The organism is Streptomyces purpurogeneiscleroticus (assembly GCF_020024005.1).
Lineage (GTDB): Bacteria > Actinomycetota > Actinomycetes > Streptomycetales > Streptomycetaceae > Streptomyces > Streptomyces purpurogeneiscleroticus.
The window spans coordinates 1-15429 of the sequence record NZ_NHSG01000196.1 but is presented as its reverse complement, the minus strand read 5'-3'; the positions used below and the strand labels follow the sequence as shown (position 1 = coordinate 15429).

14 protein-coding genes are annotated in these 15429 nt (G+C 72.0%); 10 read left to right on the top strand and 4 right to left on the bottom strand.

The window, feature by feature from the left end; translation table 11 throughout:
• Window positions 1-7 precede the first annotated feature (7 nt).
• Complete coding sequence (locus CCS38_RS12645; protein ID WP_223733362.1) at window positions 8-1387, top strand: MadS family sensor histidine kinase; 1380 nt, start codon at window positions 8-10, stop codon at window positions 1385-1387.
• On the top strand, window positions 1377-2060 hold the full coding sequence (locus CCS38_RS12640; RefSeq protein WP_223733332.1) for a MadR family response regulator transcription factor: 684 nt from the start codon (window positions 1377-1379) through the stop codon (window positions 2058-2060). The genes CCS38_RS12645 and CCS38_RS12640 overlap by 11 nt, the downstream gene beginning before the upstream one ends.
• A gap of 12 nt (window positions 2061-2072) precedes the next feature.
• On the opposite strand, the gene mftM is transcribed toward CCS38_RS12640, so the two are convergent.
• From mftM to mdo, 4 genes are all read right to left on the bottom strand, one after another.
• On the bottom strand, window positions 2073-3017 hold the full coding sequence (gene mftM, locus CCS38_RS12635; protein WP_223733331.1) for a mycofactocin oligosaccharide methyltransferase MftM: 945 nt from the start codon (window positions 3015-3017) through the stop codon (window positions 2073-2075).
• A complete protein-coding gene (locus tag CCS38_RS12630) occupies window positions 3014-4561 on the bottom strand; it encodes a VWA domain-containing protein (RefSeq protein ID WP_223733330.1) in 1548 nt (515 codons plus the stop codon). Before CCS38_RS12630 ends, mftM begins: the two co-directional genes overlap by 4 nt.
• A 15-nt stretch (window positions 4562-4576) precedes the next feature.
• Window positions 4577-5815, bottom strand: a complete 1239-nt coding sequence (locus tag CCS38_RS12625; RefSeq protein WP_308050794.1) for an AAA family ATPase — start codon at window positions 5813-5815, stop codon at window positions 4577-4579.
• A 79-nt stretch (window positions 5816-5894) separates the two neighbouring features.
• Window positions 5895-7187, bottom strand: coding sequence for an NDMA-dependent methanol dehydrogenase (gene mdo / locus CCS38_RS12620; protein WP_223733329.1), 1293 nt, complete (start codon window positions 7185-7187; stop codon window positions 5895-5897).
• Window positions 7188-7439: 252 nt separating this feature from the next.
• Here mdo and mftA point away from each other — a divergent pair, with 252 nt between their 5' ends.
• From mftA to acs, 8 genes are all read left to right on the top strand, one after another.
• Entirely contained in the window at window positions 7440-7562 is a 123-nt protein-coding gene (mftA, locus tag CCS38_RS12615; RefSeq protein WP_223733328.1) for a mycofactocin precursor MftA, read from the top strand.
• Between the two features lie 10 nt (window positions 7563-7572).
• Entirely contained in the window at window positions 7573-7872 is a 300-nt protein-coding gene (mftB, locus tag CCS38_RS12610; RefSeq protein WP_223733327.1) for a mycofactocin biosynthesis chaperone MftB, read from the top strand.
• Window positions 7873-7907: 35 nt separating this feature from the next.
• A complete protein-coding gene (gene mftC / locus CCS38_RS12605) occupies window positions 7908-9080 on the top strand; it encodes a mycofactocin radical SAM maturase (RefSeq protein ID WP_223733326.1) in 1173 nt (390 codons plus the stop codon).
• Window positions 9081-9132: 52 nt separating this feature from the next.
• Window positions 9133-10302: a pre-mycofactocin synthase MftD gene (gene mftD / locus CCS38_RS12600; protein WP_223733325.1), complete on the top strand. Its 1170-nt coding sequence runs from the start codon at window positions 9133-9135 to the stop codon at window positions 10300-10302.
• 53 nt (window positions 10303-10355) lie between these two features.
• Entirely contained in the window at window positions 10356-11084 is a 729-nt protein-coding gene (gene mftE, locus CCS38_RS12595) for a mycofactocin biosynthesis peptidyl-dipeptidase MftE (protein WP_223733324.1), read from the top strand.
• The gene (locus CCS38_RS12590; protein ID WP_223733323.1) at window positions 11081-11866 is read left to right on the top strand and encodes a mycofactocin-coupled SDR family oxidoreductase; all 786 of its coding nucleotides are present in this window, start codon (window positions 11081-11083) and stop codon (window positions 11864-11866) included. Before mftE ends, CCS38_RS12590 begins: the two co-directional genes overlap by 4 nt.
• On the top strand, window positions 11863-13404 hold the full coding sequence (gene mftF, locus CCS38_RS12585) for a mycofactocin biosynthesis glycosyltransferase MftF (RefSeq protein ID WP_223733322.1): 1542 nt from the start codon (window positions 11863-11865) through the stop codon (window positions 13402-13404). Before CCS38_RS12590 ends, mftF begins: the two co-directional genes overlap by 4 nt.
• A gap of 69 nt (window positions 13405-13473) precedes the next feature.
• The gene (acs, locus tag CCS38_RS12580; RefSeq protein ID WP_223733321.1) at window positions 13474-15393 is read left to right on the top strand and encodes an acetate--CoA ligase; all 1920 of its coding nucleotides are present in this window, start codon (window positions 13474-13476) and stop codon (window positions 15391-15393) included.
• The last annotated feature ends 36 nt before the right edge of the window (window positions 15394-15429 follow it).

The following is a 15429-nucleotide window of genomic DNA, read 5'->3' as shown; positions in this document are numbered from 1 at the left end:
GACCGCCATGAACGAACCGGACCGGGATCCGCCGGCCACCGCCGACCTCGGGATGCTCACCGGCCTGCGCTCGGGCAAGCGCTCGTACTACCCGGCCTACATCCGCTCCACCGAACGCCTGGAGCGGGCCGTCGAAGCGCTGGACGGCATCTCGCGCGCCCTGGTCCGGACGGCCGAGGGCCCGCGGGCCCTGGTCGAGGCAGTGGTACGGGCGGCGGCCGAGCATCTGCAGGCACGCTGGCTGCTGCTGGCCGTGGCGGACGGCGCGCTGCGGGCCGCACGGCCGCGGTTCCTGCTGTACGCCGACGACGTACTGATCGACGACGAGTCCCGGCTGCCCGCCGAGGTGCGGACGCATCTGGAGGTACTGCGCACCCGGCCCTGGGAGGCCGAGTCCACGCCGGGCGGCGAGGGCTGGGTGCGGGCGCCGATGACACTGGACGACGAGCCGGTGGGCGGCATCGTGGCCCGGCCCGGCGCCGGCCTCGAAGTGGCCGCCACCGACCTGGCCATCCTCCGCGTGCTCGCCAACCAGGCCGCGGTGGCCCTGCACAACTCCTTCCTCTTCCATGCCGCCACCCGGCTGCGCGGCCGCACCGAGCAGCTGTCCGAGGCGGCCCAACGGCAGGCCAGGGACCTGGCCGCGCGCAGCGCCGAGCTGGCCGAGACCCAGCAGCGGCTGCTGGGGGCGATGCAGCGGCAGGCGCTGGACGACGAACGTCACCGGATCGCCCGGGAGTTGCACGACAGCGTCACGCAGTACGTGCTCAGCGCGGGCATGACGATCGAGGTGTGCCGGGCGGAGCTGGCCGCGATGGGCGGCCCGGCCGAGGACATCGCGCTGCGGCTGACCTCGGCCAAGGATCTGAACCGGCAGGCCGTGGAACGGCTGCGCAATGCGATCTACGCCCTGCACCACACCTCTGAGGAACCGTCAGGTCCGCTGCCGGTGATGCTGGAGCGGCTCTCCACGGTCCATCAGACCACCGACCTGGAAGTGCGGGTACGGGTGGAGGGCGGCCCGGTGCCGCTGCCACCGCAGGCCGAGCAGTCGATCCTGCGGCTGGCGGGCGAGGCGCTGTTCAACTCCGCCACGCACGGCAAGGCCGACCGGGCGCTGGTACGGCTGCGCTACCGGCCCGACGCGGTCACCTTGAGCGTCTCCGACGACGGCAGCGGCGATCCGGCCCAACTGCGCCGGGCACTGCGGCTGTCCCGGGCCGGTGACACCTCGGGCCGCCACCGCGGACTGACGAACATGGTGACCAGGGCCGAGGAGCTGGGCGGCATCTTGTCCATCCGCCGCTCACGGATGGGCGGCATCCTGCTGCGGGTGGACATCCCCCTGCCGGTGGGCATCGAACAGGAGGACTCCGATGATTACTGAAGCGCAGGCGCCGGCCGTGCCGCTGACCTCTCCCGTACGGATCATTCTGGTCGACGACCACGCGATCGTCCGGCACGGGCTGCGCTCGATCCTGGAGCGCGAGGAGGACCTGGAGGTGGTGGGCGAGGCGAGTACGGCGGCCGAGGCCATGGCCGTCATCGAACGCACCCGGCCCGCGATCGCACTGCTGGACCTGAAACTGTCAACGGCCGCCGACACCGAGGGCCTGGACCTGTGTGCCGAGCTCACCGAGCGCCACCCGGACCTGGCGGTCCTCGTCCTCACCACCTTCCTGGACGACTCCCTGGTGGCGGCGGCCATCCAGCACGGCGCGCGGGGCTATGTCGTCAAGGACGTGGACACCACCGAACTGCTGCGCGCCATCCGGGCGGTGGCCCGCAACGAGAGCGCCTTCGACTCCCGGTCCGCGGCCGCGATGGTCCGCTCGATGCGCGTCAAGACCGACCCGCAGCCGGCGAAGGCCACCTTCACCGAGCGCGAGCTGCGGGTACTGGAGCTGCTCGCCCACGGGCTGAGCAACCGCGTCATCGGCGCGAAGCTGTACATCTCCGAGACCACGGTGAAGTTCCACGTACGCAACATCATGCGCAAGCTGGACGCCAGCAGCCGCGCGGAGGCGGTGTACGAGGCGAGCAAGATGGGCGTCATCTGACACCCCTCGGACTCAGCCGGCGTCCAGGACCAGCCAGCCGCCGTGGTACGACGAAGCGGTGAAGGGGCGGCCCGTGCGGCGGCCCAGGCGGTGCAACTGCTTCTCGTCGAAGCACTGGATGTGGCCGTACGCGGAGGTCGGTTCGTCCTCGTACGGCACGGCGACCACCACCCGCCGCCGGGCGAGCCGCAGCGCCTCGTCCAGTACCGCGTCGCCGTGCTGGGGGTCGAGGTGTTCGAGTACGTGGATGACGGTGACGGTGTCCACCGACGCGTCCGGCAGCGGCACCCGCGACGCGTCGCAGGCCAGCGTGGAGAGGTGCTGGCCGAGCGCCTCGGCCACGGCCCCGAGCAGCCGCATGGTGCCGCGCGAGAGGTCGGAGGCGATCACGGTGTGCCCGGGGCGGCGGGCGAGCATCAGCGGCAGGAAACCGAAGCAGGAGCCCATGTCCAGGACCGTGCCCGCCTCCACCAGGTCCAGCGTGCGGCGGTAGACGGGCGCGAACCCCGCGATGGAGGAGTGGTCGTCGTGGGCCGTCGCGGGATCCTGCCAGCACTCCTGGATCCGGGCCAGCGTGTTCTCGTAGAACGTGGTCCAGGCGGTCAGCGGCCCGTCCACGCAGGAGCGCACCACGCCGGTGAAGACCCGCTCGAAGATGTCGGGACCGGACAGCCAGCCGGGCGCGAACAGCTCCTCCGCCAGCAGCCCCGCCAGGTCGTTGTCCAGTTGGCCGGGGCGCAGCCAGTGACCCACTTCCACCCGGCGGCCGCGCCGTCGCAGGCAGAAGTGCTCGGTCCGTACGATCGGCGCAGGACCCGGGTCGTGACCTCCCGGGTCACGGTCCTGGGGCGGGCTCTCCCGGATCACGGCGACCACGTCGTCCGCGTACCGGCCGGGCGGATTCGGCGCCAGCGGATCGATACGCTGCGCCGCGCGGCGGAGATCGGGAACGCTCATCGTCCGGTCACCTCCGCCGCCATCCGGTGGGCCGTGCGCTGCAGCCCGGCGAGGTCGGCGACCACTTGGACGCGGTCGCAGAACTCCGCGTAACGCGGCAGGTCGCAGGCGCCCAGGCCCCAGGAGTACCGGGGTTCCGGGGTCAGCCAGATCGTCTGCCGGACCCGGCGGGTGATCTCCTCGAAGGTGCCGGTCCGCGGGTCGTTGCCGTTGCCGCGTCCGTCGCCCAGCACGATCAGGGTGGTGCGGCGGCCCAGGGCCGCGGCGTGGTCGGCCAGCAGCCGGTCGAAGGTCCGGCCGTAATCGGAGTTGGCGTCGGTGTCGAGCAGGCCGCCGCCCTGCAGCCCGTCGAAGACCAGGCCGAGGGCCCGCTCCAGCGGATGCTCGGTGAACAGCTCGGTGATCTCGGTGGGTTCGTCGACGAAGGCGAAGGAGCGGACCTGCCCGAAGAGCGACTGCAGGCCGTGGACGAGGTGCAGGGTGAACCGCGAGGTGGCCCGTACCGACAGCGAGACATCGGCCAGCACCACCACCCGCGGCCTGTCCTCGGCCCGGACCGTGGTGACCGGGCGGAACGGGATGCCGTCGTAGCGCATGTTCCGGCGCATGGTGCGTCCCGCGTCCACCCGGCCGCGCGGGCTGACCCGGCGGCGGCTGGTCAGCGCGCCGCGCACGGAGCGCCCCACCCGGCGCAGCGCCTCCTCCAGTTGGGCCCGCTCGTCCTCGTCGACCGTTTCGAGGCGGGCGCGCTCGGCGGGCTGTGCGGCCTCCTGAGCCACCGTCTCCATGCCTGCCAGCCGCTCCAGGTGCCGTTTCAGCAGCTCGGGCAGGTTCTCGATGACTCCGGTGAGCTGCCGGCGGAGCGCGGCGAGGGCTTCCTCGTCGGCGTCGTCGGCGTCGTCATCGGGTTCCCGGTCGAGCCATCCGAAGAGGGCGTCCTGCTGGGCGACGGTCAGTTCGGTGTCGATCCGCTGACCGGTCGCCGTGGCGAGCTGCCCGGGAATGCCGGCGCCGTGCAGCCGTTCGGTCTCCAGCTGGACGGAGGGGGCCGCGTCCGTGGCCCCGGTCGCCCGGTCCTTGGACAGCACGATCTCGTCGGTCATCGAGGCCATGTCGATCTTGTTGGCCTCCTGGTGCAGGTTGTACTGCTGGGCCAGGTCCCGCTGGTCGAAGTAGTCGCGGATGTCGGCGGGCTTGTCGTGGCTGTGGCCCTGCTGCGGCAGCTCCGAGGGCTCCTCGGAGACGGTGAAGGACTCCAGTGCGCCGGTGTCGGTGAGGTCGTCGTGCTCATGGCTGTGGCCGTGCCCGCCGTCCCCGCCGCCCACCGGGAGCAGCGAGAAGTACGCCGTGAACAGCTCGTCGAAGACCTCGTCGTCGCGCCGGTCCTTCACCAGCGTCATCCGCAGCGCCTCGCGCAGCGTCTCCCGCCGGCCGAGCACTCCGGGCTGGGCGGCCCCGCGCATGGCGTCCATCGCCTCCGACACCGACACCCGCAGCCCGAAGAGGCGCAGCAGGCGGACGAACCGGTGCACGCTGCTCTGCATGCCCTCGCCCCCGGCTCAGTCGGTCCGGCGCCGGGCGATGGCGGCGAAGGCACGGGCACCCTGGCCGCCGCCCGGCTTGGGGCGGCTGATCGGTCCCGCTCCTGGCGCGCCGTAATAGCCCTCGTCGTGGCGGCCCTGCTGGTCCATGGCGGACCGTACGGCGGTTCCGTCGGGCCCGGCGTCGTGACCGTCGTGGCTGTCGTGGCCGTCATGGGGGCCGTGATCGTGGCTGTGGCCCGGGCCGTGGTGGTGCCCGTGGTGATGTCCGTGCCCGTCGTGGTGATGCCCCGGTTCGGGCAGCTCACGGTTGGGGTCGACCAGCCGGGGCAGCACGCCCAGCGCGCGGTGCATGTCCCGCTCGTACTTGAGGACCACGTTGGCGGTCTCGGCGAGGATCTCCGGGTCCAGTTCGTCGACGCCGAGTACGGCGAGGGTGCGGGCCCAGTCGATGGTCTCCGAGATGCTGGGGCTCTTCCGCAGGTCCAGCTCGCGCAGGCCGCGTACGACCGCCACCAGCAGCTGGGCGGCGGCCTCCGGCAGCCCGGTGTCCTTCGCGCGCAGGATCTCCAGCTCGCGGTCCGCGTCCGGGTAGTCCAGGAACAGATGCAGACAGCGCCGTTTGAGCGCGGCGGACAGATCACGGGTGTTGTTGGAAGTGAGCACGATGTACGGCGGGACCTTCGCGGTGTACGTGCCGATCTCGGGCACCGAGACCTGGTACTCGGCCAGGCACTCCAGCAGTACCGCCTCCAGGGCCTCGTCGGCGCGGTCGACCTCGTCGATCAGCAGGACGGCCGGCTGCTCGCCGCGGATCGCGTCCAGCAGCGGGCGCGGCGCGAGGAAGCGGTCGGAGAAGAACACACTGTCCTGTTCGCCGATCCGGTGCACGGCGGTGGCCAGGTCGGGGGCGTCGGCGGTGAGCTCGCCGATCTTGTCCCGCAGCATCTGCGTGTACAGCAGCTGCTTGCCGTAGTCCCATTCGTAGAGCGCCTTGCTCTCGTCCTGGCCTTCGTAGCACTGCAGGCGCAGCAGCCGGCGGCCCGATGCCGCGGCCAGTGCCTTGGCCAGTTCGGTCTTGCCGACCCCGGCCGGGCCTTCCAGCAGCACCGGCTTCTCCAGCCTGGCGAGCAGGAACACGGTTGTGGCGAGCCGGCGGTCGGCGATGTAGCCGTGTGCGGCGAACCGCTCGATCACATCGTCGACCGAGTCGAATTCCGGGGCCGGGGTGTCATGGGAATGAGCTGTGTCGAGCACGGTTACTCCGTCCGGGATCCGGGGCGGGGGTGGTGCCCCCGCCCCGTGCCGATGTCGCTCGCTGGTCGCTCGGGGCGACTCAGCCGAGCAGGTCGTCCAGGTCGCCGTTCATGCAGTGCTCGACGACCGGGCGGACGGTGTCGAACGTGCACTCCTTGGCGTTGCCCGGGGTACAGGCGTCGCCGAGGACGTGGTGGGTGATCCGGTCGATGTCCGCGTCGTCGCCCTTGATGACCGATGCCTGCTCGTAGAACTTCGTCGGGCCCTGGCCCAGCCGGTTCTTGGAGTAGGAGTCCTGGGTGACATCGGTGAACTTCTCCGGGATACCGACGTCCCGCAGCAGCCGGATTCCGGCCGCCAGCGCCGCCTCGGCGGCCTTGACCTTGGTCATGCCGTGCGTGTCGACGCCCATCGCCTCGGCGATGTCCGCGAACCGCTCGTACATCGCGGGCATGTTGAACGCCCAGACCCGGGGCAGCGCGATGGCGTTGTTGAGCCCGTGGTGGGTGTCGTAGAAGGCGCTGATCGCGTGCGAGATGGAGTGGATGATGCCCAGGCCGCCGGAGTTGAACGCCTGCGCGGCGATGTACTGCGCGTACATCATCCCCTCGCGCCCGGCCAGGTCCTGGCCGTTCCACACCGCCTGCCGCAGATGCTGCGCGGTCAGCTTGATCGCGTGCAGTGAATTGCCCAGCGAGGGCTGGAAGTTGAGCCGCGAAACATAGGGCTCGGAGGCGTGTGCGAGCACGTCGAAGCCGCACTGCGCGGTGTAGTCCAGCGGGCAGTCGTAGTACAGCGTCGGGTCGTCGATGGCGAGACTGGCCACCGAAGCGTCATCGAACGCAACGTACTTGTGCGGGTTGTCGGGGTCGGTCGTGGTGTCCGTGATGACGTACGCCCACGACGTCTCCGAGCCGGTGCCGGCGGTGGTGGACACCGCGATGTGCGGCGGGTTCTTGGGGTTCTCGGACTTGTTGAAGCCCTCGAACTCATTCACACTGCGGCCGTCGTGCGCGACCGAGATGCGGGCGCCCTTGCAGGCGTCGTGCGAGGACCCGCCGCCGATGGAGACGAACGAGTCGCACTTGTTCTCCTGGTACATCGCCACGGCGTCCATGACGTTGTAGTCCTTGGGATTCGACTCGACCTTGTCGTACACGACGACCTCGAGGCCGTGGTACTTCATCGACTCGACGATCTTGTGCACGGTGTCGCTGCCCCGCAGACCCGTGGTCATCACCAGCGTGCGGCGGAAGCCGAGCTTCTTGGCCTCGGGGCCGATCAGTTCGTGTGCGCCCGGGCCCATCATCGCCCGCGGGAAGGGATGGAATTCCTTGATCGGAAACGGCTTGAGAAGTTCATCGACCTGCATGATCTCCGGTTCCTCTCTGCTCGACGAGTGGCGTGATTCACCTTCCGGGAGCGGGCCGCGACGGGGGTACCGGCCAGGCGGACGGCAGCCGGGCGCGAACGGACGGGAGGGTGCCCGTCCGATCGGACGGGGCGCGCGTACGCCCCTCCGATCGGACAGGTCGACGGGGCCCGGTCGCATGGTGGGGCGGTCCCGGAGCCGCGCCTAACGTCGAATCCGTTCCCACCCGCCCCTCTCTCCAGGAGGTTCGCCATGCAGGACGAATTCAGCACGGTCGAGCAGGACAACGACGCGACCGCCTTCGCGCCCGAGGACGTGACCGAGGAGCTCCTCGTCGAAGAGGTCTCCATCGACGGCATGTGCGGCGTGTACTAGGCCGGCCGCGATGTCCTCCCCCTCCAATGCGCCCGCGCCCGCGCCCGCCGCCTCCTTCAGCCCGGACCGGGGCTACCGGCTCAGTCCCAGCGTCGCGCTGCGCCCCGAGCCGTTCGGGGCGCTCGCGTACCACTTCGGCACCCGCCGGCTGTCGTTCCTGAAGGACCCGGCGCTGGTGAGGCTCGTCGAGCACCTCGGCGAGCACACCAGCGCCCGGGAGGCACTGGCCGCACTGCCGGCGGCGCGGCACGAGCCGACGCTGCGCGCGCTGGCCGCGCTCGCCGCCACCGACATGATCGTCCCCCTTTAGAGAGCCCTAGAGAGCCTCAGAGAGCTGGAGCCGCCATGCTCGTCGATCAGTTCAAGCACGGACTGAACGCCCCTATCTGTCTGACCTGGGAGTGGACCTACGCGTGCAACCTCTCCTGCGCGCACTGCCTGTCCTCCTCCGGGCGGCGCGACCCGATGGAGCTGTCCACCGATGAGATCAAGTCGGTGATCGACGAGCTGCAGCGGATGCAGGTGTTCTACGTCAACGTCGGCGGCGGCGAGCCGACCGTACGCGCCGATTTCTGGGAGCTGCTGGATTACGCGATCGCCCACCAGGTGGGCGTGAAGTTCTCCACCAACGGGCTGCGGATCACGCCCGAGCGCGCCCGGCGGCTGGCCGCGACCGACTACGTCGACGTACAGATCTCGCTGGACGGCGCGACCCGCGAGGTCAACGACGCGGTCCGCGGCCCCGGTTCGTACGACATGGCGATCCGGGCCATGGAGAACCTCGCCGAGGCCGGCTTCGAGAACTTCAAGATCTCGGTGGTCATGACCCGGCAGAACGTGTCGCAGCTGGACGACTTCGCCGCGATCGCCGACCGGTACGGCGCCCAGCTGCGCATCACCCGGCTGCGGCCGTCCGGGCGCGGCGCGGACGTCTGGGACGAGCTGCACCCGACGGACCGGCAGCAGCTGGAGCTGTACGAATGGCTGGTCGCGCACGGCGACCGGGTCCTCACCGGCGACTCGTTCTTCCACCTCAACGCGCTTGGTACGGAGCCGATCCCGGGCCTGAACCTGTGCGGCGCCGGGCGGGTGGTCTGTCTGATCGACCCGGTCGGGGACGTGTACGCCTGTCCGTTCGCCATCCACGACACCTTCAAGGCGGGCAATGTGCGCTCGCCCGGCGGCTTCGCCGAGGTGTGGCAGTCCTCCTCGCTCTTCCAGGAGCTGCGCGGCGAGCAGAGCGGCGGCGCGTGCCGGTCCTGCTCGGCGTACGACGTCTGCCAGGGCGGCTGCATGGCCGCGAAGTTCTTCACCGGGCTGCCGCTGGACGGCCCGGACCCCGAGTGCGTCAAGGGCCACGGCGCCGCAGCGCTGGCCGCCGTCGACCGTGCGGCGCTGCCCCCGCAGGGCACCGACCACTCGCACCGCAAGGTCTCGCTGGGCATGCCCGCGCTGCGGACCGGTCGCCCGGACCGCTTCTGTGACGAGAGCCCGCTGGCCGGCATGGAAGCGCGCTGAACCGTCACGCAGTCGCGCGACCGAACAGAGACGACGAAAGAGGAAAAGAATCATGAGCGGTTGGTTCGAGACAGTGACGGAGGCCCAGCGGCGGGCCCGGAAGCGGCTGCCGAAATCCGTCTACAGCGCATTGCTCGCCGGCTCCGAGAAGGGCGTCTCCTACGACGACAACACCGCGGCCTTCGCGCAGCTCGGGTTCGCCCCGCACGTCGCCGGGCTGTCGGCCAAGCGCGAGATGGCGACGACGGTCATGGGGCAGGAGATCTCGCTGCCGGTGATCATCTCCCCGACGGGCGTACAGGCCGTACACCCCGACGGGGAGGTGGCCGTGGCCCGCGCGGCGGCGGCCCGCGGCACGGCGATGGGCCTGAGCTCCTTCGCCAGCAAGCCGCTGGCGGACGTCGTCGCGGCCAACCCGCAGACGTTCTTCCAGGTGTACTGGATGGGCACCCGGGACGTCATGCTCCAGCGGATGGAGCGGGCCCGCGCGGCCGGGGCCAAGGGGCTGATCGTCACCCTCGACTGGTCCTTCTCGCACGGCCGGGACTGGGGCAGCCCCAAGATCCCCGAGCGGCTGGACCTCAAGGCGATGCTCCGGTTCGCCCCCGAGACGCTGGCCCGCCCCGGCTGGCTGCTCGACTTCCTCAAGAGCCGGAGCATCCCGGACCTCACCGCGCCGAACATCGCCGAGCCCGGCAGTCCGGCACCGACGTTCTTCGGGGCCTACGGCGAGTGGATGCAGACGCCGCCCCCGTCGTGGGAGGACGTCGCCTGGCTGCGCGAGCAGTGGGGAGGCCCGTTCCTGCTCAAGGGGATCTGCCGGGTCGACGACGCCAAGCGGGCCGTGGACGCGGGCGTGACCGCGATCTCCGTGTCCAACCACGGGGGCAACAACCTGGACGCCACCCCGGCGCCGATCCGCGTCCTGCCGTCCATCGCCGAGGCCGTGGGCGACCAGGTCGAGGTCCTGCTCGACGGAGGGATCCGCCGCGGCAGCGACGTGGTCAAGGCGGTCGCGCTCGGCGCGCGGGCGGTGATGATCGGGCGCGCCTACCTGTGGGGCCTGGCTGCGGGCGGCCAGGCCGGAGTGGAGAACGTGCTCGACGTCCTGCGCGGCGGCATCGACTCGGCGCTGCTCGGGCTGGGGCGTTCCGGCATCCACGAACTGAGCGCCGACGACGTGGTGATCCCGCAGGGGTTCACCCGCGCGCTGGGCGTCTGAGATGCGACCGCGGCACCGGGAGAACACGCCATTCGGTACCGGGAGAACACGCCATGAGTAACCACCTCGCGGACCTGGCCTGGCCGAATCTGACGGGCCGTCGCCCGCTCGTGCTGCTGCCGCTCGGCTCCTGCGAGCAGCACGGTCCGCACCTCCCGCTGGACACCGATGCCGCGGTGGCCTCGGCGGTCGCCGAGCGGGCCGCCGCCCGGCTGCGCGGCGAGCTGGACCTCGTGATCGCACCGGTACAGCCCTACGGGGCCAGCGGCGAGCACGAGGGCTTCGCCGGCACGGTGTCCATCGGACATGTCGCGCTGCGGATGCTGGTCACCGAGATCGGCCGCTCGATGCTGCGCTGGGCGGGCCGGCTGCTGGTGGTCAACGGGCACGGCGGCAATCTGACGAGCCTGGCCGACGCGGTGACCGGGCTGCGCGGGGAGAGCCGGGACGTGGCCTGGTGGCCGTGCGTCCCGCGCGGCTCCGACGCGCACGCGGGCCGCACCGAGACGTCGATGATGCTGCGGATGCGGCCCGAGGCCGTACGCCGGGAGCGGGCCGTCGCCGGGCCGACCGAGCCGATCCATCTGCTGATGGAGCGGCTGGTACGCGACTCCGTGCGCGGTGTCAGCCCCTCCGGCGTCCTCGGCGACCCGGAAGGGGCCGGTGCGAGCGAAGGGGAGCGGCTGCTGGAGCGGATGGCGGCGGGCCTCGCCGACGCCGTCCGCGGCTGGCAGGTGTCCGACCGGGGCCGGCTGGGCGTCTCCCAGGGAGCCGCCCGATGACCGGCCGCCGGGTCGCCGTCGTGACCGGGGCCGCCCGGGGCATCGGGGCCGCGACCGTGACGCGGCTGGCGGAGAACGGCTGGGCGGTGGTCGCGGTGGACCGCTGCGCGGACGACCCCGACGTCCCGTACCCACTGGCGGGGCCCGGCCAACTGGACGCACTGGCGCGTGAGTTCGCGATGGTGCGGGCGGTCCACGCGGATGTGCGGGACGCGGCCGCGCTGCGGGCGGCCGTGGAGCTCGCCGAGACGGAGTTCGGCGGGCTGGACGCGGCCGTGGCCGGCGCGGCCGTACTGCTCGGCGGCGGCCCGGTGTGGGAGCACTCCGACGCGCACTGGCGGACCCTGCTGGACGTGGACGTGCTGGGCGTCGCGCATCTCGCCCGCGCCGCCGTCCCCGCCCTGCTGCGCCGGCCGCGGCCGCGCACCGGCCGGTTCGTCGCCCTCGCCTCGGCCGCCGCGCACCGCGGGCTGTGGGGCCTGGGCTCGTACTGCGCGGCCAAACACGCCGTACTCGGGCTGATCCGGTCCCTCGCCTGCGACCTTCAGGGCACCGGCGTGAACGCGGTCGCCGTATCGCCGGGATCCACCCGCACGGACATGCTGCGCGCCACCGCCGACCTGTACGGCCTGGCCGACGCGCAGGAGCTGGCCGAACACCAGTTGCTGCAACGGCTGCTGGAGCCCGAGGAGGTTGCCTCCGTCGTCGCCTTCGCGTGCTCGGAGGCGGCCGCCGCGGTCACCGGAACCGTGCTGCACGCCGATGGGGGGTTCGCCGGATGACCGCCGCACCGGACCCTTCACCGCACCATGGACCACACCTGGAACCACCGCCCGCGACCGGGCTGCCGTACGGCTTCGGCGTGGAACTCGACGCCCAGGTGCACCGGTCGCGCGACGGCCGCCTGCTGCTCGGCGGCTCCCCGCCACGGCTGCTGCGGCTGAGCGCCACGGCGGCCCGGCTGCTGGCCGACGGCCGGTTCGGCGTCACCGACCGGGCGACCGCGGCGCTCGCCCGGCGGCTGCTGGACGCCGGTGCGGCGCATCCGCGCCCGCCCGCGCACGCGCCGGGCCGGACCACGGTCGTCGTCCCCGTACGGGACCGGGCCGACCTGCTGGACCGGTTGCTGACCGCTCTGCGCAGTGACCCGCAGACCGCGGATCTGCCGCTGCTGGTGGTGGACGACGGCTCCCGGAACCCGGCCCCCGTGGCCGACGCGGCCCGCAGGCACGGCGCCCGGCTGCTCGTCCACCCGCACAACCTGGGCCCGGCGGCCGCCCGCAACACCGGCCTGCGGCACGCCCGTACCCCGTACGTGGCGTTCTGCGACTCCGACGTGCGGCCCGAGGCGGGCTGGCTCGCGCCGTTGCTGGCACAGTTCGCCGACCCCGCGGTGGCGCTCGCCGCGCCCCGGATCGTCGCGGTACCCGTGGCCGGCGCCGGCCGGCTGGACCGGTACGAGGAGGTCCGCTCCCCGCTGGACATGGGCGCGCGGGAGGGCCCGGTCGTCCCGCTGTCCGCGCTCGCGTACGTGCCCAGCGCCACCATCGTGGTCCGCAGGTCCGCCGTCGGTACGGGCTTCGCCCCGGCGATGCGGGTCGCCGAGGACGTGGACCTGTGCCACCGGCTGCACGCCGCCGGCTGGCGGCTGCGCTACGTACCGCGGTCCCGGGTCGGCCACCAGCACCGCACCGACCTGCGCAGCTGGCTCGCCCAGCGCGCCGGGTACGGCACCGGCGCCGCGGACCTGGCGCTGCGCCACCCCGGCCAGGTGCCACCGCTGTACAGCTCCCCCTGGTCGCTGGCCGCCTGCGCGCTGCTGCTGCGCGGCGGCCCCGGCCCGACCGCCGCGGCGGCGGCACTGACCGCGGCATCCGCCGTGCGCCTGGTACGGCGGATGCCCGACGCCGACGCCCCCGTCCGCGCGGGGACGCTGCTCTCGCTCGCCGCACTGCGCGGCACCGCGGAACAGTTGCTGCGCTGCGCGACCCGGCATCACTGGCCGCTCGCCGTGGCCGCCGCGGCGTACAGCGGCCGTGCCCGGTACCTGCTGCTCGCGGCCGCCGTGGCCGAAGGGCTCGCCGACCACCGGCGGTCCGGCGCGGCGCTGGACCCGCTCACGTACACGGCGGTCCGGCGGCTGGACGATCTCGCGTACGGGTGGGGCGTGTGGCAGGGCGCCTGGCGCCGCCGCACCGCCGCACCGCTGGTGCCACGCATCGCCCGGTCGCGGTCGGCCAAGGGCCACCGCGGCATCGACCGGACACCGGCCGCAGCGCCCTCCCGCCAACCTCGCGCCAACCTTGCCCGGCAACAGTGACCCGCACCTGACCCATACCTGTTGCTTCACCCTCACTCATCATCACGCTCATCCACCGGAGGCCCCCGCATGACCCGGCGAACGGACCGACACACTGCTGCCGAGGATCTGATCCCCGCCCCCGCCCCGGCGGACGACCGGGACGCGTTCTGGGCGGAGCAGGCCGCCCGGCTGCACTGGGACACTCCGTGGACGCAGGTACTGGACTGGTCGGACGCACCGTTCGCGCGGTGGTTCGCCGACGGCCGGCTGAACGTGGCGTACAACTGCGTGGACCGGCACGTCGAGGCGGGCCACGGTGAACAGGTCGCCATCCACTGGGAGGGCGAGCCGGGCGACACCCGGACCATCACCTATGCCGACCTGCAACGCGAGGTGAGCAGGACCGCCAACGCCCTGCTCTCCCTCGGCCTGACCACCGGCGACCGGGTCGCCATCCAGCTGCCGATGATCCCCGAAGCGGTGTTCGCGATGCTGGCCTGCGCCCGCCTCGGCCTGCCGCACAGCGTCGTCTTCGGCGGCTTCTCCCCCGCCGCACTGCAGTCCCGGATCGCGGACGCCGAGGCGAAGCTGCTGATCACCGCGGACGGCCAGTACCGCAGGGGCCAGGCGGTGGCGATGAAGGACGGCACGGACGAGGCGGTGGCGCACGCGCCGAGCATCGAACACGTCCTGGTCGTCCGCCGTACGGGCTCGGCCGTGGCCTGGACCGAGGGCCGGGACCTGTGGTGGCACGACCTGGTGGACGCCCAGGCCGATACGCACACCCCCGAGGCATTCGACGCCGAACACCCGCTCTTCATCCTCTACACCTCCGGCACCACCGGTAAGCCCAAGGGCATCCTGCACACCTCCGGCGGCTATCTCACCCAGGCCGCGTACTCCCACCGCGCGGCCTTCGACCACCGGGCCGGGGACGACGTGTACTGGTGCACGGCCGACATCGGCTGGATCACCGGGCACTCGTACATCGTGTACGGGCCGTTGGCCAACCGCGCCACCTCTGTCATGTACGAGGGCACACCCAACACCCCTCACGAGGGGCGGCACTTCGAGATCATCCAGAAGTACGGGGTGTCGCTCTACTACACCGCGCCCACCCTCATTCGCACCTTCATGAAGTGGGGGGAAGGCATTCCCGCGCGGTACGACCTGTCCTCGCTGCGGGTGCTGGGCAGCGTCGGCGAGCCGATCAACCCGCAGGCGTGGCTGTGGTACCGGGAGCACATCGGCGGCAACCGCACACCGGTAGTCGACACCTGGTGGCAGACCGAGACCGGCGCGATCATGATCGCCCCACTGCCGGGGAACGGCCTGGTCCCCAAGCCTGGTTCGGCGCAGACCCCGCTGCCCGGCATCTCCGCCAAGGTCGTCGACGACCAGGGCATCGAGGTCGGCAAGGGCGAGTCCGGCTACCTGGTGCTGGACCGCCCCTGGCCCGCCATGCTGCGCGGCGTCTGGGGCGACGAGGAGCGGTACCGGGAGACGTACTGGTCCCGCTTCGCCCAGCAGGGTTACTACTTCGCCGGTGACGGCGCGCGGTACGACGAGGACGGCGACATCTGGCTGCTGGGCCGCGTGGACGACGTCATGAACGTCTCCGGACACCGGATCTCCACCGCCGAGGTGGAATCGGCGCTGGTCTCCCACCCCGCCGTGGCGGAGGCCGCGGTGGTCGGCGCGACGGACGCCACCACCGGGCAGGCCATCGTCGCGTTCGTCATCCTGCGCGGCAGCGCCACGGAGGGGTCGGACACGATCACGGCGCTGCGGAACCACGTGGCGCGGGAGATCGGCCCGATCGCCAAGCCCCGGCAGGTCATGGTCGTACCGGAACTTCCCAAGACCCGCTCGGGCAAGATCATGCGCCGGCTGCTGCGGGACGTGGCGGAGCAGCGGGAGATCGGGGATGTCACCACACTCGCCGACGCGTCCGTCATGAGCCTGATCAACAACAACCTCGGCGGCGCAGCCGCGCACAACGACTGACTCCCCTCCTGCTCCTTCCTTCCCACTCCCTCCTCC